This is a genomic window from Paenibacillus roseus (genome assembly GCF_016424485.1).
Classification (GTDB): Bacteria; Bacillota; Bacilli; order Paenibacillales; family Paenibacillaceae; genus Paenibacillus_D; species Paenibacillus_D roseus.
The window spans coordinates 42,009-64,772 of record NZ_JAELUP010000113.1 but is presented as its reverse complement, the minus strand read 5'-3'; the positions used below and the strand labels follow the sequence as shown (position 1 = coordinate 64,772).

Here is a 22,764-nt window from a genome sequence, read left to right as displayed (position 1 = left end):
AGGCTCACACTTGTTGCACGGCGTGCACAATGTGCAGCAGATCATTGATCCGCCTGGTCTGCACCTCATAACCGACCTCCTTGAGCCAATCGGTCAGATGCGGCAGCAGGACGGCATGGCTGCTTCCTTCCTGCAGCATCCCGCCGTATTGCCGCTGCGCCTCCTGGCTTGTAAACATCAAGTCCGCGATACATATTCGGCCCCCGGGCCTCAGCACGCGGTGGATCTCCTGCAGGGCGAGAAGCTGCTGCTCCGGCGTTAAATGACGGAAGGCAAAGCTGGACGCTGCAAAATCGAATTTCCCTTCCACGAACGGGATCGCGAGCATGTTGCCGATTCTAGTCTCCAGCTGCGGATATTTCTGCTGCGCCTGCGTAAGCATAGCTTGTGACTGGTCGACCCCGCACATGATGGCGCCCCGAGCCAGCAGCTTTCCGGCGAGATTGCCTGTCCCGGTTCCGAGATCGAGTCCGGCTTCGCCGGGCTGTGGCGAGAGATGCGACAAGATACAATCCATTGCCTGTTCATAATCGCTGTAGACGCCTTCGCTGCGCTCAACCGTCTGATCATGATTCGGGGCAAGCTGGTCGTAATTCCAGCGGTCCTCCCAGCTCCGCCGTTGCTGCTGCAAGGCGCGGGATCGTATCGCCAGCTCGAACAGTTGCTCTACAGGGACGGTTTGCTGTTTTGCTAGCTGCGACAGCATATGTTCCGTTGTATCGATCATCTGTCTTAGCTCCAGCCACTCCTTGATGATGACTGACCGGTGCAGCTCCAGGTAGCGACGCAGGCCGTCCGGAGAGCCCGTTGCCGTATTCTCCAGTGCCTGCTTAATATCCGGCGTGTTCATGCCAGTCTCCCGCAATGCGATAATGGTTTGCAGCCTCCAGATGTCCTCGCCCGAGAACACGCGGTAGCCGCTCTGCCGCTCCTTGACCGGAGTCAGCAGTTCTCTTTCCTCATAGTAGCGGATGGCTCTTACAGATATCCCCAGTTTGCGCGCCGCCTCTCTGATCTTCATCTCTAATCCCCCCCCCTTCTGCCAGTGTAAACCTTTACGCGGCGTACAGGTAAAGTCTTATTCAGTTTAGCTGTTAAACCATAGCCAAAAACTGTTTAATTGTTTGATTTTCAAATATGATGATATCAACTGAACCCCCGAGTCTCGCAGCCTCTGCTCCAGATCGTTCGATCAAGCAAGCAAAGATTTAATCACTATTCAGTGTTCTGTCACCAGAATGCTTTTCAAACGAACCATCTAATGGGTTGAATTTGTAGACAACAGTATCATTTTCAACTTTTAAATAAATGTAATACGTATGATTGGTAGTTTTAAAGAAAGATTTTTCCCCTAGTCCCAGTTTATCCTCTCTGTGTGTTGGCAGATGCAATTGGACAGATTTTCCTGATTGAGCTTCGTAATCTTTAACTTTATTTGCAGCTTCTTCATAAGTGAATTTTGGAAGATTAACATAATAGATAAGACCGACTGGTATTAATAGTATTGATGTTAATATAATCGTAATGAGCATTTTTTTTTGTCTTTTCTACTTTTAAAACAGCAAAAATCAATAACATAAATAAGATAGCCAATACACAGAAAATGATATAAAAGTTATTTACATTCAACATATTTAGAAATTTAGCGTTGGGGAAAATAAATACCAGGCGACCAACAATAGTGACGAAGAACAAATAAAGAATGACAAGTAGACTCATTTTGTTTTTTAACATCACGGCATCCTCCATCATTAAATTACACGTTTCATGCATTTTGTGTGGGTCATGATGTTATTGTTTCATGCGATTCAGCATGGAAAAGTTGCATTCTTTTCGAACTACTCGGTGAAACTATCGATAAAATTCCGTGCGCTGCGCGACAGGTAGCGCTCCTTGAGCCACACAATGCCGACATCGGACTGAAAATTTGCCTGCTCCATATCCAGCATTCGCACGTTATTGAACAGCGATGAGGCCATGACCGATTTGGGCAGTATGGTTGCGCCGAGGCCGGAAGCTACCAAAGCAATAATGATGACTACACTGGAACATTCGCAGATAATGGAGGGGAGAACGCCATGAGACCGGAATTCGCTCATGACCCGCTCATGCATGCCTGTTGTCTGATCGGTCTTCAATGTCAGGAAGGGATGGCGTGCCAGTTCTTCCGGCGTGATGAACGTTTCCCCGGCATACTGCTCCCAATGGGAGGGAACGATAGCCACGAAGGGGTCGGAAGGGAGCGGCAGTATGGAATAGTGCTGAGTGTCAAAGTTAGCCTCAAAAGGCAGGCGAGCTACGACTAGCTCTATATTGCGCTTCTCAAGCTGATCGCCTAGCAGGAAGTGATCTCCTTCATGAATTTTGAACATAACTTGCGGGTAGTTCTCCCTGAATTTCTTAATGGCGGGGGGAAGCAAAGACACACAGGACACAACCGCTCCGATTGATAGAACGCCCTGCACGCCTTCATCCAACTCCTGGACTTCTTTAATCGTTTCATTATATTGCTGGAGCAGCCGTTCGGCCCGCTGACGGAGCAGTTCACCGGCAGGGGTTAGCTTGAGGCGCCTGCCGCTGCGGTCGAACAACGTTACGCCGAGTTCATCCTCGATCATCTTGAGCTGGCGGCTGAGCGGCGGCTGTTCCATATTCAGCAGCTTGGCCGCTGCCGTGACTTGCCCCTCCTGGGCGATGGCTAGAAAATAGCGAAGCTGACGCAGGTCCATGAATTTCCTCCCCATCCATCATACCTTTAAGGTATAATAGATCTATAAAACAGATATTTTCAATATACGAAAAGAATTGATATCATTCAACTAACAAATCTATCGATAGGGGAATGTTGCGACAAATGACACATAGAATATCAGTCGAGCTTGCGACGACTAAACGGCCCAAGCCGGATGTTAGTAAAATTGGCTTCGGCAGTTGCTTTACCGATCATATGTTCATGATGGACTACGACGCGGATAAAGGCTGGCACAGCCCGCAAATTCTTCCTTACCAGCCGATTATGATGGACCCGGCGGCGAAGGTATTCCATTACGGACAGACAATCTTTGAAGGCTTGAAGGCGTACCGCACCGCGGATGGCCGCATTCTGCTGTTCCGTCCTCAGCAGAATTTGAAGCGTCTGAACCGCTCCAACGAGCGCATGAGCATTCCAGATGTAGACGAAGAGCTGGCCCTTGAGGCGCTTAGACAACTTGTGCTGGTCGATCAGGACTGGATTCCGCGCGAGGAAGGAACTTCCCTGTACATCCGTCCTTATGTATTCGCTACCGAGCCGTTGCTCGGGGTTGCGCCGTCCCGTCAGTACAAATTCATGATCATCATGTCTCCTGTTGGCTCCTACTATGCGGAAGGTATTCATCCTGTTCGCATTCATGTGGAGTCGGAGTATGTGCGTGCGGTTGCAGGCGGTGTAGGCCAGGCGAAGACAGCGGGCAACTATGCGGCCGGACTGAAGGCTCAGGAGAAAGCTTCGGAACAGGGTTACTCGCAAGTGTTGTGGCTTGATGGCGTGCACCGCAAATATATTGAAGAGGTTGGCAGCATGAACGTCTTCTTCCGTATTGGCGACAAGGTGGTGACTCCAGAGCTGAACGGCAGCATCCTTGCAGGGATTACGAGAGATTCCGTTATCCAGATGCTCGGAAGCTGGGGCGTGGAGGTCGAGCAAAGACGCCTTTCCATTGAAGAGCTGTTCGAGGCGCAGGAGCAAGGCCGTCTTGTGGAAGCATTCGGTACAGGAACGGCTGCGGTTATTTCCCCTGTAGGGGAGCTGAACTGGGAGAATCGCAAAATTATTATCGGGGAAGGCCGCACAGGCGAGCTGTCCGCCAGACTGTATAATGAACTGACCGGCATACAGCGCGGCGAGCTGGCTGATCCGTTCGGCTGGGTGCTGGAGTTGAAAGGGACTGTATCCGCAACTTCCTGATGTTAACCCGAAGTATGAATGAACTCGATAGACGGCCCCGCCCGGTTACAGGCGGGGCTTCTTGCGTTGATTCGCTCAGAAGCAGGAAGGATAACGACTCTGGCGTGCTGGGCGGGGGCAATTCGGGAGTATCTGCAGCCGATGCAGGGAAAGGTGATGAATGATGAGTGAAGTGACTTTATTGATAACAACCTCTCCGACTCCAGCCGGGGCGGCGAAGAAGGATATTCCGGAGGCCAAGTTGGCTTCGCTTGCCACCACCAGACAACTGGTCGGTGAAGACGCGCCGGATTCAGGCTACTTCCGCAGTCTGGAGCGAATTGGCATTGAGCTGAATGAGCCTCAGCTTCAAGCGGTGCGGCATGGCGACGGACCGCTGCTGACATTGGCCGGGGCGGGGGCAGGCAAGACGACGATGCTGGTCTGCCGGACAGGGTATATGCTTTCTGTCCGGCGTATTCCTCCTGGCCGCATGCTGCTGCTGACCTTCTCCAGCAAGGCTGCGGCGGAGATGCGCGAGCGAATTGCTGCGCTGCCGGGGATGACCGGGCGCGAGACTGCCCAGTTGTACGCCCGAACATTTCATTCCTTCTTCCTGCAGTTGATTCGCCGCCAAGGGGTGGAACAGGATATTTTCAGCAGTACACAACGCCAGCATATAGTGCTCAAGCAAATCATGCGGGAGCTTGGCATTCAGGGACCCTACCAGCCTGAGACGCTGCTTTCCTTGCTTTCTTCTTATAAGCTGAATATGCTGACTGTTGCCGCTATGCCGGGGAATACGGCAGGCGAGAAGGATATGAAACAGATTTTGCTCCGTTATGAGCAGTGGAAACAGGATAACGGGCAAATGGATTTTGACGATGTATTGCTGGTTGCTCACCGTATGCTTAAGGATGATCCCGGGCTGCTGAGGTCCTTGCAAGACAGATTCCACTATGTGATGGTGGACGAGTTTCAGGATACGAATGAGCTTCAGTATGAACTGGTCCGGATGCTGGCAGCGCCGCGGCGCAATCTGATGGTCGTCGGCGATGATGACCAGACGATCTACTCGTTTAACGGAGCCAAGAGCGAATTTCTCTTGGAATTCGAACAGTTGTATCCCGACGCGGCGGTCGTGACCCTGGATATTAATTACCGTTCGACCGCGGTCATTGTCGGGCTAGGCAATGAAATTATCCGTCATAACGTGAGAAGACGCACAAAAACGCTGCAAGCCACCCGTCAGGGAACGGGGCAACCGCAGTATATTCGTCCGGCTACTTCGGATGAGGAAGCCCAGCATATCGTCGGTTATATCAAGCGGGAGGTAGACGATGGAAGGCGCTCTTATGGGGACTTTGCCATTCTATACCGCGCTGCCAGCAACAGCCGAGCCATGCTGGAGCAACTGATGCTCCAGGATATTCCGCACATTGAATATGGGGATGGCATATTGCTTTATGACCACGGACTGGTGAAGCCGATCGTTGACTACTTGCGCTTGTCACAGGATCGGCGGAATTTTCAGGCCATGGAGAGTATTATGCCGTCCCTTTACCTGAACAGGGAACGAGCGATGGCGCATATACGCGCCCATGATCAGATTCGACCGAAGAAGGGGCCGCTCATCTATCTGAGGTCGCTGCCGGGCTTGCGGGATTTCCAGCGGGAGAAAATCAAGGAGCGGCTTGCGCTGATCCGCTCGCTCAAGATCATGAAGCCTGAGCAGGCCATTGCATACATACGCAGGCAGTTCTATGACGCCTATATTGAAGCGAACGAAAATCACAAGATGACCCAGCACAAGGAACTGCAAAAGGAACTGCTGGATGAACTGGAGACGTCCGCGAAGCGCTTCGGAACGATTTCAGAGCTGCTAGCCTTTATCGATCAGGTGAAGCTGAAAAGCAGCACAGATGCTGCGGGCAAAAGCCAGGAGCAGGGGGACCGGATCGCCCTGATGACAATTCACCGCGCGAAGGGGCTAGAGTTCCCTGTTGTGCTGCTTATTGGTGCCTGCGAAGGGAGCCTGCCGCACAGCTCGGCGCTGGAGGCCGACCGAATGAAGGATATTTACACGAAGGAAAGCGGTATGCAGAAGCTGCAAATCGCGCTGGAGGAGGAACGACGCCTTGCTTATGTAGCCGTAACGCGAGCCCGCGAAGAGCTGCTGATCAGTTCGCCTTCCCTGTACCGTGGCAGGAAGGCGGCGGTATCGCGGTTTGTGCTGGCTCCGTTCGAGAGCGGGGAAGTGCAGAGAGGCAAGACAATGGTTGCCGTACCCGCCTGGTTCTGTACGGGCAAACCGTGCAAGGCCTGGACAAGAATAAGTGAAGTTGAACACGCTCTGGAGGCGAAGGAATGTCCATTGTGTCAAGCGCCGATGGCGAAGGGCAGCAGAGAGGTCCCGGTTTAGTGAGATTCCCGGGATTTGCTCTGCGCCCTGAGCAGCTCCACGATTTCCTCGTTGCTTTTGCGGATCGCCCGCAGATGGACATCCACACTGACAATGCCCAGCACAATAATTGCGAATAAAACATAAAACATGATCATTTCATTCCCCTGCTTTCATTAGTCCGTCAATCGGATTTCCCATAGCGTCGTCTGTAGCTTGCAATCCTTCGACTGCAACGCCTCTCCATTTTATCAAATAATATAAATTCAAAATAGCAAATGTTCACGAATCACGAAAGCATTTACACTGTCTTAATTTTACTATGTGCTTGGGATAATACTTCTCTTTTATAATTCTTAGTTGAGACATTACTAATGAATGGGAGTGAACCTGAGCGATATGGGAAAAAAGAAGCTCAAAGCAATAACGGCGATCCTCTTGGCCGGTCAAATTACCGCGTCCAGCCTGCTCGCAACTGTTGGTCCGGCGTCACTGGTTTATGGGGCAAATCTTACAGTGGCCGGAACACCGTATGATACGAATGGTCACTACGATGCAACGGTTCCGCATATCATCATCAATCAGGTTTACGGCGGAGGGCTGGAAGGCGATTCTGAAATTCGGATATCCCATGGCTTTATTGAATTATACAATCCGGCAGATCAGGCAATCGACTTGCAAGGCTGGTCTCTTCAATATGCCGATCGAGGCTCGAATGCCAAGAACGGTCCAACCACAGACTGGAAAAAACTAGACCTGACCGGCACCATTGCTGCACGTTCCTCCTTCCTTGTCCTGGGGAAGGCGACAAATGTTCCGGGAGCAGCGCAGAGGCTGAATCTAGATCTCACTGGGAAAGCAGATCAAAATTGGGATATTTATTTGAATAACAAAGGCATGAAGGTTGTGCTGTTGAACAACACGGAACTGCTCCCGGGCGAGCTGAAAAATCCGTTTGCACAGAAACCTGAGGGCTACGTCGATATGATCGGGACCGCAAGCAATGACAAGGACAGCGATATTGATGGTTTTGAGACGGCTTACCCGACAGGCTCCGCAGAAGGAACGTCCAAGAAGAAAGCGATCCGTCGTATTGATATGAAAGACACCGACAATAACAAGATGGACTTTCAACAGGTGGAATACTTTGACATTACAAGCGACAATCTGGCCTTGTACAAGCCCCGCAGCAGCACGGACGGAGCATGGAGGGACGGCGGCGAGTTGACGGAGCAGCTGAGCATTGTTACGTCAGCCCTTGCTGACGGCTACGCTGGCAAGCCCTATCAAGCACAGATTACGGTTCAAGGGGGCAAACCGGCCTATAAGTTCAGCGCAACAGGTCTGCCTGAGGGATTGAGCATAGATGCGAATACAGGAATTATTTCCGGTACACCGAGTTCAGAACGTTCAAGTACGGTAACTGTCACGGTTACGGACAGCGCTGTCCCCGCAGAGACGAAGCAGCAAGAGTTTGCGCTGGTCATTCGCCCCGTGCAGCCAGAGACAGAGCTGGTGAAGGATTTGTTCAGTGTCACCAAAGTCGCTCAATATAAGGTAGGGGTGACGAACAAGGATGGCGGCGTGGCGGAGATCGTCAAGTATAACAAGGATAACGGCAGCCTGTATCTCGTAAACGGGTCGACCAACCCGCCAAGCCTGGATATCATTCCACTGAATTCAAGCGGGAATTTGGCGAAGTCAGGGACTGTCAATGTCAAAGCAATTGCAGAGGAAAACGATCCGGCGTTTGTCTATGGGGACCTCACCAGCGTAGATGTCAATACGCTGGCCAAACGCATAGCCGTTTCTGTGCAGCATGCCGATCCGAACAAGAACGGTAAAATTCTAATTCTGGATTACGCTGGCAAGCTGATCCGCACGTATGAGGCGGGCGTTCAACCGGATATGATTACTTCAACCTCGGACGGGCGTTACATTCTGACAGCGGATGAAGCGGAGCCGCGCGGCGGTGCAGGCGTAGCGGACCCGGAAGGAAGCATAACCATCGTCGATACCAAAGATCATTCAGTCAAGCACGTGAAATTCGACAATCCGGATGTCATTGACGATCTGGTGCATATCCGCGGCGTTGTAGACGGTACAGGACTGATTACCGGCAAAGGGACAAAAGCTGACGCGCTATTCGATCTGGAACCGGAATACATTACGATCTCCGAGGATGGCAAACTGGCATATGTCTCCCTGCAGGAGAATAATGCTGTCGCTACCATCGATATTGCACAGCGCAAGGTGCTGTCGGTCAAAGGTCTGGGATACAAAGATTTGAGCTTGCCTCAGAACAGCCTGGACATGGCCCGCAACAATGCGATTGAGCTGGAAAACGCACCGTTCTTCGGCATGTATATGCCGGATGGTTTGGCTTCCAAGACGATTGACGGGACGACGTACATCTTCACTGCCAATGAAGGCGACGCTACAGACTGGCCAAACCGGAAGAACGGCAGCACTGTCGGAGCGCTTAAGAGCAAGCTGAATCCGGAATCGGCTGCGGCGAGATTTTTGGCCAATACAGACAAATATGACAAGCTGGATGCAGCCAGCGACATGGGAAATGACGGGATCTACCTGTATGGCGGTCGTTCGTTCTCTATTTGGGACAGCAAGACCATGCAGCAGGTATTCGATAGCAGCAATGATTTTGAGCGGATTACCGCAGAGCGCCTCCCGGATTACTTCAACGTCAGCAATGACAATGTGACCAAGGACCATCGCAGCACGAAGAAAGGGCCGGAGCCGGAGGATATCAAGGTTGGCAAGGTCGGCAGCAAATATTTTGCGTTCACCGGGCTTGAGCGCATTGGCGGCGTCATGTTCTATGATGTGACAGACCCGAGCCAGGCACGTTTTGCCAACTATACGAACACGCGTGAATTTAATAAAGGACTGGATACGGACACCGGTCCTGAAGGGCTGGAATTCATTCCAGCGACAGCGAGTCCGACAGGATTGCCGTTGCTGCTTGTCGCGCATGAGGTGGGCGGTACAGTTGCGGTCTATCAAATGAACGTAACCAAGGTAGAACTGGACACAAAAGAGCTTAGTCTCAAGGCGGGCGGAGCAACCGAGAAGCTCTCGGCTGCTGTATCAGAACAGATTGAAGGCAGCAGCCAATCTGTAATCTGGTCCTCTTCGGACATCAGGGTTGCCAAGGTGAATGAAAACGGTGTTGTAACGCCAGTGTCGGAGGGCAATGCTGTCATTACGGCGATTAGTGAGGATGGATATGGCATTGCCGAAAGCAAAGTCACAGTGTCCGGTCAAGTGCCCTATTATCCTTCCAATCCAGGAGGCGCAAGCGGCAATGCGACGGGAGGAACCGATACAGCAGGTGAAAGCGGAACGGCCACGGTGAAGACGGAAGGATCATTGGCCACAGCTTCTCTGTCAGTGAATGCCACCAAGGGTGAAACCGGGGAAGCGGTAGCGGATCTAACGGCTGACGGACTGGACGCAGCACTTAAGACATTGATAGCAGCAACGCCGAAGGGCGGGACCGCAGTGCTGACAATTACACTCAAGTCCGAAGCAGGGACTACCGGGGCAGTCGTACGTCTGCCGAAAGCATCTCTCGATAAGCTGGTGTCAGAGGGTGTGGCGAGAGTAGACGTAAACACCGATATCGGGACTCTATCCTTTGACAAGGCGGCCTTGGCTTCTATTGCAGCAGGTACAGATACAAAGCAGGTAGCACTGGCGATCCGCAAGTCAGCAGCTGGCAAACTCGCCGGGGAAGCTTCGGGAGCGAACACGCCGGCAGATTCAAGAGCGGCAAGCGACCGCCCTGTGTACGAGTTGACGGTGACGAAAGACGGCAAGCCATTCACCGCTTTTGGCGGGGGACTTGTCCAGGTCGGCATTCCTTACAGCCTTTTGACCAATGAAGACCCGCAAGCAATCGTTATTTATGCTCGGGACAGCAAAGGCGAGCTGGAGCTGGTTCGCAACGGACATTTTAATGAATCAGGCGAAAATGTCAGTTTCGTCGTGAATTATGCCTCCCACTTTGTGATCGGGTATAACAAGAAAAGTTTTGTGGACACAGGATCAAGTTTTGCTTCTCCATTCATTACCTATCTGTCGTCCAGACAGATTATTGAAGGGGTGGGCGGCGACCAGTTTGCGCCTAAAGCGAACATATCCAGAGCGGATTTTACGCTGATTCTCTCACGGATCGGCGGGATTGACAAAACTGCTGAACAAGGCGGAGTCGGCTTCTCCGATGTGAGCAGCAACGCTTACTACGCCAATGCCGTGCAATGGGCAGCTTCTCAAGGCATTGTAAACGGGGCGGCGGGCGGCAAATTCGACCCGAATGCTCCGATTACCCGCGAGCAGCTCGCTGCAATGCTGCAGCGATTTGCTGATGCGATGAAGGTGGAGCTTCCGAAGCATAGTCCGGCTGCAGTCTTTGCGGATCAATCGGCTATCTCTGACTATGCCAAGGACGCGGTCGCTGCAATGCAGCAAGCCGGTATTGTAGCCGGCAAGAGCCAGGATGCAGCAGGCGACAGCAGCTTTTCCCCGAAGGACTATGCTACCCGGGAAGAGGCAGCGAAAATGCTGGCATTGATCATGCAGCTGGTAAAATCATAATATGTTCTTGCATTAGTTGTTGAATAGATCGCATGGATAGGCCTCCGGTGGAATAGCACGCCGGAGGCTCTTTTAAAATATAAGCCATTTATAAGGGCTCAAAACCAAAATCAGTGCTTGACCACTAGCGAGGGGGAACGCTGCGTGGCAGAGGATTCTTCCGATCCCTGTTAAAGCCCGATTCCTTCATTTCATGGGAGTTAAGGGGGAATCGGGCTTTAAAGGCAACCACTAGCGTTTCTCCAGAATTCCTTTGCCCCTTCGCTGCTCTCTCCTGTCTGTCAAGCACTGATTTTTAGGTTGAGCCTTTATAAGTTTTACATTTATAAAAAATGGCTTATATTTACTACGCGAAACGAAGCTTTGTCTGTCCAAAGCCGTTTACGCTTGTGAGCAGAAATTCGGGGTAACCATTGGCGGGATTTTTTAATAAAATTGTCGCTCTCTGAGGCGAAGTTTAAGGTGAATTTTTCATTATTCTTTTATCCGGTTAGCATACAATGCGGTTAAAGGGCGATATGGAAAATGGCGATTCAGGGAGGAAATTGAACGATGATCCATTTAAGCAGAAAAGTATTCACAATTGCGTTGGCATTGCTGGTTTTGACCTCCGCGTTGCCTTCTGGGCTGCTCGGGTACGGCAACGCTTCCGCAGCAGCCGATGAGTTTCGGGGAGACGGCACCCCAGGCAATCCATATTTAATTAGTACCGGCTCCCAGCTTAACAAGGTAAGGGAGCGTTATTTACGTGAAAATCTTTATTTCAAACTAACAACGAATATCGATTTGCGCAGTTTTGCAAGCGGGGGAGGCTGGGTGCCTATCGGGTCAGGAGACACCCCGTTCTTAGGGCATTTCGATGGAAACGGTTATGCCGTAAACGGTTTAACCATCACTGACAGCACGAGAGATTTAGCAGGTCTATTTGGTTATATCGGGGAAGAAGGTGTCATTTCCAACCTCAAACTGGACAATGTAACGATAAACGCAAGAAACTGGGCAGGCGGCTTGGCTGGCGTAAACGCAGGCGGAGTAATTGAAAACAGCCATGCATCAGGAAGCGTTACGGGGAAAAAGGGCGTAGGCGTGCTTGTGGGCAGCAATGGCGCGGGGACAATTCGCAACAGCGATGCGGCAGGCAACTCGCGTGGGGAGGAGAATATAGGGGGGCTTGCGGGCGTTAACAGCGGGGAGATTCTGAGCAGTTTTGCTGCGGTAACTGTGTATGGCTCTCTTCACACAGGCGGACTGATAGGCTGGCAATCGCGAGCTGAAGCAACGATAACGGATAGTCATGCCGAAGGGGCCGTCACAGGGTCACAGAACACCGGCGGCTTGGTCGGCTGGAACTACCAAGGATCGATTATCGGCAGCAGCCACACCGCGGGAGCAGTGAGCGGCATTGAGGACTTAGAAAACGTTGGTGGACTCGTTGGATATAATCAATCTGGAACGATCCGCGACAGCTTTGCCTCGGGCAACATAAGCGGCAAGTTCGAAGTAGGCGGCTTGGTTGGTTATGACAGTCGGGGTACTATCAGCAACAGCTATGCGTCAGCAGCGATTAGCGGCCCCGGCGGAGGCAGCGATGCCGGCGGTCTGGTTGGCAGAACCGACTATGGCTCAATTACAAAAAGCTACTCGTCAAGCCTTGTCAAAGGCAGCACGGATTTTGAATATGCAGGGGGGTTGGTCGGCTATAGCCTGGCAGGGAAAATTGCTAGCAGCTTCGCGACAGGCGATGTTTACGGTACGCAAGCCGGCGGACTGGTCGGAGCCAACAGTAACGGGGAAGTAGAAGGGAGTTTTGCCACAGGCGAAGTAAAAGGGGCAGTTCTTGCCGGCGGACTTGTTGGCTGGAATGTGCTAGAGAAGATCAGCAACAGCTACGCTTTAGGAAAAGTAAGCGGAGCAGAAGCGACCGGCGGTTTGGTTGGCTGGAACGTGAACGGACCGATCAGCAACAGCTATGCTGCCGGACAGGTGAGCGGAACAGGAGAAGTCGGCGGTCTGGTTGGGCGTATCTATTCGGATACGACTGTCAACAGTTTCTTCGATCATACAACTACCGGACAATCCGTCTCGAAGGGCGGAACGGGCAAGTCAACCTCGGAAATGCAGCAAATCGCTACGTATATAGCGGACTCGGCGAACCAGTGGGACTTTACGAATCGATGGGCGATCGCTCCCGAGCACAATGGCGGGTACCCGTATTTGCGAGAAATACAGGCGTATTTGGATTATGACGGCAACGGCAATGAAGGTGGCGCCATTCCACCGAGTGTGTCTTATATGCCGGGAACGAAAGTCGTTCTCGATGCCGGATTCCATTTAACCAAAGCAGGATATATGATCGATGGCTGGAACACGAAGGCTGACGGCAGCGGTCAATTTTACCGAATAGGGTCTTCCTTCGCGATCGCTGAGACGACGACGTTATATGCCAGCTGGGTTTCTGCAGCGGGCAGCGCCACGCTGACCTCCGGGATCGGTACTGTAAGTGCGGGCGGAACGGCAAACGAAACGATAACCGACATCCCTTACGGTACCACGTTGGCGGCGTTAAGGGGGGCGATTACACCGTCTGCCGGAGCAACTTTTGAGATTTATGATGCCGATGGCGCGACGTTAGCAACTACTTTAAAGACAGGCGTTCAAATCGTTGTTTCCGCCCTGGGCGGAACCGTGCGGACAACGTATACCGCAACCGTGCTGCCGCCCTCAAGCGATGCCACGCTTGCCACCACATTAGGAACAGTCAGCGCAGGCGGGACGTCAAATGAGACGCTTCGCGATGTGCCTTATGGCTCAACGCTGAATGCACTCATTAAAGCAATTACCCCGGCTCCTGGCGCCTCATTTGATATTTACAATGCTGATGAAGCCACATTGGCGACGGAGTTGTCAAGAGGAAGCAAGGTTGTTGTTACCGCAGAGGATGGCCTGACGAAAGTCGTTTATGCGGTGAGTTTCACAGCGAACGGGGACGCAACAATAAAGTCGACAATCGGTGTAGTAAGCACTGGGGGGACGGCAAATGAAACCTTTACGGTTCCTTACGGTACGACGCTAGCGCCTTTGAAGGCTGCTGTTACCCCGGCGGACGGCGCGACATTCGAGGTGTATGATGCCGATGGAATAACCGTTGCCACGACGCTGGCTACGGGGAAAAAATTGATTGTCACTGCGGAAAATGGAGTGAACAAAGTCACTTATTCCATTACGGTGGCTCTAAATACGGACGCTACAATGACCTCGACCATTGGGGTTGTGAGCACAGGGAGAACAGCGCTCGAAACAATTACCAGCATCCCTTATGGGACGAGCTTGGCCGAATTGAAGGCAGCGATTACACCTGCATTTGGAGCTACATTTGAAATTTACAATAGCGATGAAACGACTGTTGCCACATCGCTGCGTTCGGGGAGGAAAGTCATTGTCACCGCGCAGGATGGTGTTTCCAGGGTAGTGTATAGAGTGACGATCGATCTTAATAGCGACGCGACACTGACCTCGACTATTGGAACCGTGAGCACAGGCGGGACGGCGAATGAAACGATCACGGTTCCTTATGGAACGACGTTTAGTGCATTGAACGCTGCCATTAGAGCGGCGGCTGGGGCAACGTACGTTATTTATAACGCGGATGGTGTAACGGAAGCAACGGTGTTGGCTACCGGCTCTAAGGTTATTGTAACCGCACAGAATGGAGTAAACAAAGTAACCTATACGGTAACGATCGCGAGGAATAGCGCAAAAGCGATAACTGCCTTTTCGTTGGCCGAGCAGACCTCAGGCGCAACAATTAATACGACAGCGCGTACCGTAACGATCAAAGTGGCTCACGGTACGAATCTGAATGGTTTGGTAGCGAGCTTCACTCTGTCGGCAGGAGCTTCAGCCAAGGTCGGAGCAGTGGCGCAAGTGAGCGGTGTGACGGCTAACGATTTCACGAATACAGTCACGTATACGATTACGGCAGAGGACAACAGCACACAAGACTGGAAAGTTACTGTTACGGTTGCGCCAAGCAGCGAGAAGGCGATAACGTCTTTCAGCTTCGACAAGCAAACGGGTCCGGCAACGATAAATGTGAGTTCTCGTACGGTAGCGATCGAGGTTCAGTACGGCACGAGCTTAAACGGACTTGTGGCCTCGTTCAGCTTATCGCCAGGAGCTTCCGCAAGGGTGGGCACCGTGACGCAGGTGAGCGGTACGACCGCTAACAATTTTACCAATCCGGTTAGTTACAGGGTGACTGCCGCAGATAATACCAGCCAAACATGGACAGTTACTGTTACCGTAGCACCGAACAGCGCCGCGACGCTGACCTCGACAATCGGGACGGTGAGTACAGGCGGAACGGCGAACGAGACGATTACGAACATTCCGTATGGCACAACGCTAGCGGCGTTTAAGTCGGCGATAACGCCAGCGGCGCACGCTTCGTTCCAAGTGTATGAAGCGGATGGAGTGACCGTTGCAGCTTCACTGGCAACAGGAAATAAAGTCATCGTTACTGCACAAGATGGCGTAACGAAAACGACGTATACCATAACAATTAATGCGCCAAGCAGCGACGCAACGTTGACGTCGACAATCGGGACAGTGAGCACAGGAGGAACGGCGAACGAGACGATTACGAGCATTCCGTATAGTACGACACTAGCAGCGTTCAAGTCGGCGATAACGCCAGCGGCACACGCGACGTTCGAAGTATATGAAGCAGATGGAGTGACGGTCGCCACCGCATTATCAACAGGCAACAAAGTTATCGTCACTGCCCAAGACGGCGTAACAAAAACGACGTACACGGTAACGGTCAACGCACCGCCAAGCAGCGATGCAACGCTGACGTCGGCAATCGGGACAGTGAGTGCTGGGGGAACAGTGAACGAGACGATCACGGATATTCCGCACGGCACGACGTTAGTAGCGTTCAAGTTGGCGATAACGCCAGCGGCACACGCGACGTTTGAAGTGTATGGATCGGATGGAGTGACAGTCGCAACTTCATTGGCAACAGGCAACAAAGTCATCGTCACGGCCCAGGACGGCGTAACAAAAACGACGTACACGGTAACGGTTAATGCACCGCCAAGCAGCGACGCAACGCTGACCTCGACAATCGGGGGGGTAAGCACAGGCGGAACAGCGAACGAGACGATCACGAACATTCCGTACGGCACGACGCTAGCGGCGTTCAAGTTGGCAATTACACCAGCGGCGCACGCGACGTTCGAAGTGTATGAATCGGATGGAGTGACAGTAGCCACTTCATTGGCAACAGGAAATAAAGTCATCGTCACTGCCCAAGACGGCGTAACAAAAACGACGTACACGGTAACAGTTAACGCACCGCCAAGCAGCGACGCGACTTTGACGTCGACAATCGGAGCAGTGAGCACAGGCGGAACGGGGAACGAGACGATCACCGACATTCCGTACGCTACAACGTTAGCAGCGTTCAAGTTGGCGATAACGCCAGCGGCACACGCGACGTTCGAAGTGTATAAAGCGGATGGAGTGACGGTCGCCGTTACACTGGCAACAGGAAATAAAGTCATTGTCACTGCCCAAGATGGCGTAACAAAAACGACGTACACGGTAACGGTCAATGCGCCACCAAGCAGCGACGCAACACTGACCTCAACAATTGGAACAGTGAGCACAGGCGGAACGGGGAACGAGACGATCACGGACATTCCGTACGGTACGACGCTAGCGGCGTTCAAGTCGGCGATAACGCCAGCGGCGCATGCGACGTTCGAGGTGTATAAAGCCGATGGAGTGACGGTTTCGACCGCGTTAGTGACAGGAAATAAAGTCATCGTCACGGCCCAAGATGGCGTAACAAAAACGACATATGCGGTAACGATCGATGCACCGCCGAGTAGCGATGCGACGCTGACGTCGACAATCGGAACAGTTAGTACAGGCGGAACAGCGAACGAGACGATCACGAACATTCCGTACGGCACAACACTAGCCGCGTTCAAGTTGGCAATTACGCCAGCGGCACACGCGACGTTCGAAGTGTATGAAGCGGACGGAGTGACGGTCGCAGTTTTGCTGGCAACAGGAAATAAAGTCATCGTCACCGCCCAAGATGGAGTAACGAAAACGACATATGTGGTAACGATTGATGCACCACCGAGCAGCGACGCGACTTTGACGTCGACAATCGGAACAGTAAGCACAGGCGGAACGGCGAACGAGACGATCACGAACATTCCGCACGGCACGACGTTAGCAGCGTTCAAGTTGGCAATAACGCCAGCAGCACACGCGACGTTCGAAGTGTATAAAGCCGACGGAGTGACGGTTTCGACCGTGTTAGCGACAGGCAACAAAGTTATTGTCACTGCCCAAGATGGCGTAACGAAAACGACATATACGGTAACGGTCAATGCACCGCCGAGTAGCGATGCGACGCTAACGTCGACAATCGGGGTGGTAAGCACAGGTGGAACGGCAAACGAGACGATCACGAACATTCCGCACGGCACGACGTTAGCAGCGTTCAAGTTGGCAATAACGCCAGCAGCACACGCGACGTTCGAAGTGTATAAAGCCGACGGAGTGACGGTTGCGACCGTGTTAGCGACAGGCAACAAAGTTATTGTCACTGCCCAAGATGGCGTAACGAAAACGACATATACGGTAACAGTTAGCGCACCACCAAGCAGCGACGCAACACTGACTTCGACAATCGGGGTGGTAAGCACAGGCGGAACGGCGAACGAGACAATCACGGACATCCCGCATGGCACGACGCTAGCGGCGTTCAAGTTGGCGATAACACCAGCGGCGCACGCGACGTTCGAAGTATATGAAGCGGATGTACTGACCGTTTCGACTGCGTTAGTGACAGGCAATAAAGTCATCGTTACCGCCCAAGATGGAGTAACGAAAACGACGTACACGGTAACAGTCAACGCACCGCCGAGTAGCGATGCGACGCTAACGTCGACAATCGGGGTGGTGAGCACAGGCGGAACAGCAAACGAGACGATCACGGACATTCCGTATGGTACAACACTAGCAGCCTTCAAGTTGGCGATAACACCAGCGGCGCATGCGACGTTCGAAGTGTATAGAGCCGATGGAGTGACAGTCGCCGTTACACTGGCAACAGGCAATAAAGTCATCGTCACTGCCCAAGACGGCGTAACGAAAACGACGTACACGGTAACGATCGTTGCACCACCGAGCAGCGACGCGACTTTGACGTCGACAATCGGAGTGGTGAGCACAGGCGGAACAGTGAACGAGACGATCACGGACATTCCGTATGGTACAACATTAGTCGCGTTCAAGTCGGCAATTACGCCAGCGGCGCACGCGACGTTCGAAGTGTATGAATCGGACGGAGTGACCGTTGCGACCGTGTTGGCAACAGGAAATAAAGTCATCGTCACTGCCCAAGACGGCGTAACAAAAACGACGTACACGGTAACAGTTAACGCACCGCCAAGCAGCGACGCGACTTTGACGTCGACAATCGGGACAGTGAGTACAGGCGGAACAGCGAACGAGACGATCACCGACATTCCGCACAGTACGACGCTAGCGGCGTTCAAGTCGGCAATTACGCCAGCGGCGCACGCGACGTTCGAAGTGTATAAAGCCGACGGAGTGACCGTCGCGACCGTGTTAGCGACAGGCAACAAGGTCATCGTCATCGCCCAAGACGGCGTAACAAAAACCACATACACGTTAACAGTCAACGTACCACCAAGCAGCGACGCGACGTTGACGTCGACAATCGGGGTGGTAAGCACAGGCGGAACGACGAATGAGACGATCACGAACATCCCTTACGGTACGACGCTAGCCGCGTTCAAGTCAGCGATAACGCCAGCGGCGCACGCAACGTTCGAAGTGTATAAAGCCGATGGAGTGACCGTTTCGACCGTGTTAGCGACAGGCAACAAGGTCATCGTCACTGCGCAAGATGGCGTAACGAAAACGACGTACACGGTAACAGTTAACGCACCGCCGAGTAGCGATGCAACACTGACCTCGACAATCGGAACAGTGAGCACTGGCGGAACAGTGAACGAGACGATCACGAACATTCCGTACGGCACGACGCTAGCCGCGTTCAAGTTGGCGATAACGCCAGCGGCGTACGCAACGTTCGAAGTGTATGAATCGGATGGAGTGACAGTCGCCGTTACACTGGCAACAGGCAACAAAGTCATCGTCACGGCCCAGGACGGCGTAACAAAAACGACGTACACGGTAACGGTCAACGCACCACCAAGCAGCGATGCAACACTGACCTCGACAATCGGGGTGGTAAGCACAGGCGGAACAGCAGACGAGACGATCACGGACATTCCGCACGGCACGACGCTAGCGGCGTTCAAAATGGCGATTACACCAGCGGCGCACGCTTCGTTCGAAGTGTATAAAGCCGATGGAGTGACCGTTGCGACCGTGTTAGCCACAGGTAACAAGGTCATCGTCACTGCGCAAGATGGAGTAACGAAAACGACGTACACGGTAACAGTTAACGCACCGCCTAGTAGCGATGCGACGCTGACGTCGACAATTGGGACAGTGAGCACAGGAGGAACGGCGAACGAGACGATCACGAATATTCCGCACGGCACGACGTTAGCCGCGTTCAGGTCTGCAATTACACCAGCGTTGCACGCGACGTTCGAAGTGTATAAAGCCGATGGAGTGACCGTTTCGACCGTGTTAGCGACAGGCAACAAGGTCATCGTCACTGCGCAAGATGGCGTAACGAAAACGACGTACACGGTAACGGTTAACGTACCGCCAAGCAGCGACGCAACACTGACTTCGACAATCGGGGTGGTAAGCACAGGCGGAACGGCGAACGAGACAATCACGAACATTCCGTACGGCACGACGCTAGCGGCGTTCAAATCGGGGATTACGGTAGCGGCAAACGCCTCTTTTGAAGTGTATGAATCGGATGGAGTGACGGTCGCGGTTACACTAGCAACAGGAAATAAAGTTATTGTTATCGCCCAAGATGGCGTAACAAAAACGACGTATACGGTAATAGTCAACGCACCGCCGAGTAGCGATGCAACACTGACCTCGACAATCGGAACAGTGAGCGCTGGCGGAACAGTGAACGAGACGATTACGGACATCCCGTATGGTACAACACTAGCCGCGTTCAAGTTGGCTATAACGCCAGCGGCGCACGCGACGTTCGAAGTGTATGAAGCCGACGGAGTGACGATCGCCACCGCATTAGCGACAGGCAACAAAGTCATCGTCACCGCCCAAGATGGAGTAACGAAAACGACGTACACGGTAACAGTCAACGCACCGCCGAGTAGCGATGCGACGCTAACGTCGACAATCGGGGTGGTGAGCACAGGCGGAACAGCAAACGAGACGATCACGAACATTCCGTACGGCACGACGCTAGCGGCGTTCAAATCTGCAATTACGCCAGCGGCGCACGCGACATTCGAAATGTATGAATCGGATGGAGTGACGGTCGCCGTTACACTGGCAACAGGAAATAAAGTTATCGTCACTGCCCAAGATGGCGTAACGAAAACGACGTACACGGTAACGGTCAACGCCCCGCCGAGCAGCGATGCGACGCTGACGTCGACAATTGGGACAGTGAGCACAGGCGGAACAGCGAACGAGACGATCACGAACATTCCGTACGGCACGACGCTAGCGGCGTTCAAGTCGGGGATTACGGTAGCGGCAAACGCATCTTTTGAAGTGTATGAATCGGATGGAGTTACAGTCGCCGTTACACTGGCAACAGGAAATAAAGTCATCGTCACCGCCCAAGATGGCGTAACAAAAACGACATATACGGTAACGGTTAACGCACCACCAAGCAGCGATGCAACACTGACTTCAACAATCGGAACAGTAAGCGCGGGTGGAACGGGGAACGAGACGATCAAGAACATTCCGTACGGTACAACGCTAGCGGCGTTCAAGTCTGCAATTACGCCAGCGGCGCACGCGACGTTCGAAGTGTATGAAGCTGACGGAGTGACGGTCGCCGTTACACTGGCAACGGGCAATAAAGTCATCGTCACTGCCCAAGACGGCGTAACAAAAACGACGTACACGTTAACGGTCAACGCACCGCCGTCTAACGGAGGAGGCTCGACATCACCGACAGGCGGAGGCTATGCTCCCGGCAAGCATAAATCGAATGATGGCAGGCTGAGCCTGCTAGCCGGCCAAGAGGGCGAAGTCAGCTTGGAAGATGAAGTCGTCGTCTTCATTCCGGCAGGTGCAGCAGATAGAGATTTAAAAATAACGATCGATAAGCTAACAAATGTGGACGGTTTGCTTACAGACAAAGAGATTCTTGCGAGCAATGCTTTCGAGATCACCAAAAATTTTCAGGGTAATTTCAAAAAGCCGGTAACCTTGACCTTTATATTTAATCCTGACAAACTAAAAAGCTATCAAAGACCTTCTGTATTCTACTATGATGAAGAAAAAAGAAGCTGGATTGAAATAGCCGGGGGAACGATAAACGGCAACAAGATTACCGTTACGGTCGATCACTTTACGAAGTTTGCGGTGTTTGCCGTCGGGCAAGGGACTGAGCCGGAGCAGGAAAACAATACGCCGGTTAAGCTGATTGACATTGCCGGTCACTGGGCCGAATCTTCAATTAAGCGGGCGGTTGACAAAGGTATCGCTAAAGGCTACCAGGATGGAAGTTTCAGACCAAACCGCATGGTGACTCGCGCAGAATTTACCGTAATGCTGATGAATGCCTTGCATCCGCAAATGGCTGAACCGGGAACAAAATTGCACTTCAAAGATGCTACGGAAATAGGAGAATGGGCGAAAAAAGCAGTAGCACAGGCAGTCCAAGCCGGATATATTACAGGCTATTCGGATGGAACGTTCCGGCCTGACGCGCCTATTACGCGTCTCGAAATGGCGGTTATGACGGCTAAAGCTTCCCGTTTGAACTTGCAGGCGTCCGTTTCAACAGGCTTCAACGACGATAAACAGATTCCTGCTTGGGCGAAGGAAGCAGTGGCAGCTATCAAGAACCGCGGCTACATGAGTGGAAAAGGATCAAATCGCTTTGAGCCGTATGCCCGTGCGACAAGAGCAGAAGCTGTGACAGTACTCTTGAAGGTAGCGTCTGAAGCCAAGAACTAATGGATTCTCTCGGCAGGCGCTATGGCAGCAGCTTTTCGCCGCTGGACCGTTCCACCCGGGAAGAGGCGGCGAAAACGCTGGCACTGATCATGCCGCTGGCAAGATCATAATATGTTCTTGCATGAGTTGTTGAATACATCGCATTGATAAGCCTCCGGCGGAAATTGAACGCCGGAGGTTTTTTTGAAATATTTATAAGGCTCAATCTAAAAATTAGTGGTTGACATCGAGGAGATAGCAGCGAAGGGGCAGAGGAATTCTGGAGAAACGCACGTGGTCGCCTTGAAAGCCCGATTCCCCTTGCTAGCCTCTATCCTATAAAGGAATCGGGCTTTAACAGCAATCGGAAGCATCCTCTGCCACGCAGCGTCCCCTCCACCTAGTGGTCAACCACTAATTCTGGTTTTGAGCCTATAAATGAGCTTATATTTCTCCGCGAAACGAAGTTTTTGCCCGTCAAAGGACGGCAAAGCCGTTTACGCTTGTGAGCAGAAATTCGGGATTAATCAGCGTCCAGAAGAACCTCTCACACGGCGGCGCTAACCGAAAGTCATTCGTGCAACCTGTTATGGAGTTCTACACGAAGCGCCGCTGTGCCTGTTAAATCGGCAAGTCGTTTACGCTTGTGGCCGCACTTTTGGATTATCAATGGAGACATGGTAGAATG

At 52.4% G+C, this 22,764-nt stretch carries 8 protein-coding genes; 4 read left to right on the top strand and 4 right to left on the bottom strand.

The features are described from left to right. Positions 1-4: 4 nt before the first annotated feature. The 3 genes from JFN88_RS22625 to JFN88_RS22615 all read right to left on the bottom strand — a co-directional run bounded on the left by JFN88_RS22625 (position 5) and on the right by JFN88_RS22615 (position 2,729). Positions 5-1,021, bottom strand: a complete 1,017-nt coding sequence (locus JFN88_RS22625) for a MerR family transcriptional regulator (RefSeq protein WP_199021621.1) — start codon at positions 1,019-1,021, stop codon at positions 5-7. A 187-nt stretch (positions 1,022-1,208) separates the two neighbouring features. Further along, the gene (locus tag JFN88_RS22620) at positions 1,209-1,532 is read right to left on the bottom strand and encodes a hypothetical protein (protein WP_199021620.1); all 324 of its coding nucleotides are present in this window, start codon (positions 1,530-1,532) and stop codon (positions 1,209-1,211) included. A gap of 306 nt (positions 1,533-1,838) precedes the next feature. Next, a complete protein-coding gene (locus tag JFN88_RS22615; protein WP_199021619.1) occupies positions 1,839-2,729 on the bottom strand; it encodes a LysR family transcriptional regulator in 891 nt (296 codons plus the stop codon). 125 nt (positions 2,730-2,854) lie between these two features. Between JFN88_RS22615 and JFN88_RS22610 the strand changes: the two genes are divergently transcribed. Further along, positions 2,855-3,946, top strand: coding sequence for a branched-chain amino acid aminotransferase (locus tag JFN88_RS22610; protein ID WP_199021618.1), 1,092 nt, complete (start codon positions 2,855-2,857; stop codon positions 3,944-3,946). Between the two features lie 163 nt (positions 3,947-4,109). Next, positions 4,110-6,347 carry a UvrD-helicase domain-containing protein gene (locus JFN88_RS22605; protein WP_199021653.1) on the top strand — a complete coding sequence of 746 codons (2,238 nt, stop codon included), beginning with the start codon at positions 4,110-4,112 and terminating at the stop codon, positions 6,345-6,347. Here the strand turns inward: JFN88_RS22605 and JFN88_RS22600 are convergent. Then, the gene (locus JFN88_RS22600; RefSeq protein WP_199021617.1) at positions 6,344-6,484 is read right to left on the bottom strand and encodes a hypothetical protein; all 141 of its coding nucleotides are present in this window, start codon (positions 6,482-6,484) and stop codon (positions 6,344-6,346) included. The genes JFN88_RS22605 and JFN88_RS22600 overlap by 4 nt on opposite strands. Positions 6,485-6,725: 241 nt before the next feature. Here JFN88_RS22600 and JFN88_RS22595 point away from each other — a divergent pair, with 241 nt between their 5' ends. Together JFN88_RS22595 and JFN88_RS22590 are read left to right on the top strand one after the other, a co-directional pair. After that, positions 6,726-10,943 carry a choice-of-anchor I family protein gene (locus JFN88_RS22595; RefSeq protein WP_199021616.1) on the top strand — a complete coding sequence of 1,406 codons (4,218 nt, stop codon included), beginning with the start codon at positions 6,726-6,728 and terminating at the stop codon, positions 10,941-10,943. Between the two features lie 552 nt (positions 10,944-11,495). Then, positions 11,496-22,097, top strand: a complete 10,602-nt coding sequence (locus JFN88_RS22590) for an S-layer homology domain-containing protein (protein ID WP_199021615.1) — start codon at positions 11,496-11,498, stop codon at positions 22,095-22,097. Positions 22,098-22,764 lie beyond the last annotated feature (667 nt).

Excerpts from the sequence above, each read along its gene's own strand:
- JFN88_RS22625 (WP_199021621.1), bottom strand. The coding sequence starts at position 1,021 with ATGAAGATCAGAGAGGCGGCGCGCAAACTGGGGATATCTGTAAGAGCC.
- JFN88_RS22620 (WP_199021620.1), bottom strand. The coding sequence starts at position 1,532 with ATGCTCATTACGATTATATTAACATCAATACTATTAATACCAGTCGGT.
- JFN88_RS22615 (WP_199021619.1), bottom strand. The coding sequence starts at position 2,729 with ATGGACCTGCGTCAGCTTCGCTATTTTCTAGCCATCGCCCAGGAGGGG.
- JFN88_RS22610 (WP_199021618.1), top strand. The coding sequence starts at position 2,855 with ATGACACATAGAATATCAGTCGAGCTTGCGACGACTAAACGGCCCAAG.
- JFN88_RS22605 (WP_199021653.1), top strand. The coding sequence starts at position 4,110 with ATGAGTGAAGTGACTTTATTGATAACAACCTCTCCGACTCCAGCCGGG.
- JFN88_RS22600 (WP_199021617.1), bottom strand. The coding sequence starts at position 6,484 with ATGATCATGTTTTATGTTTTATTCGCAATTATTGTGCTGGGCATTGTC.
- JFN88_RS22595 (WP_199021616.1), top strand. The coding sequence starts at position 6,726 with ATGGGAAAAAAGAAGCTCAAAGCAATAACGGCGATCCTCTTGGCCGGT.
- JFN88_RS22590 (WP_199021615.1), top strand. The coding sequence starts at position 11,496 with ATGATCCATTTAAGCAGAAAAGTATTCACAATTGCGTTGGCATTGCTG.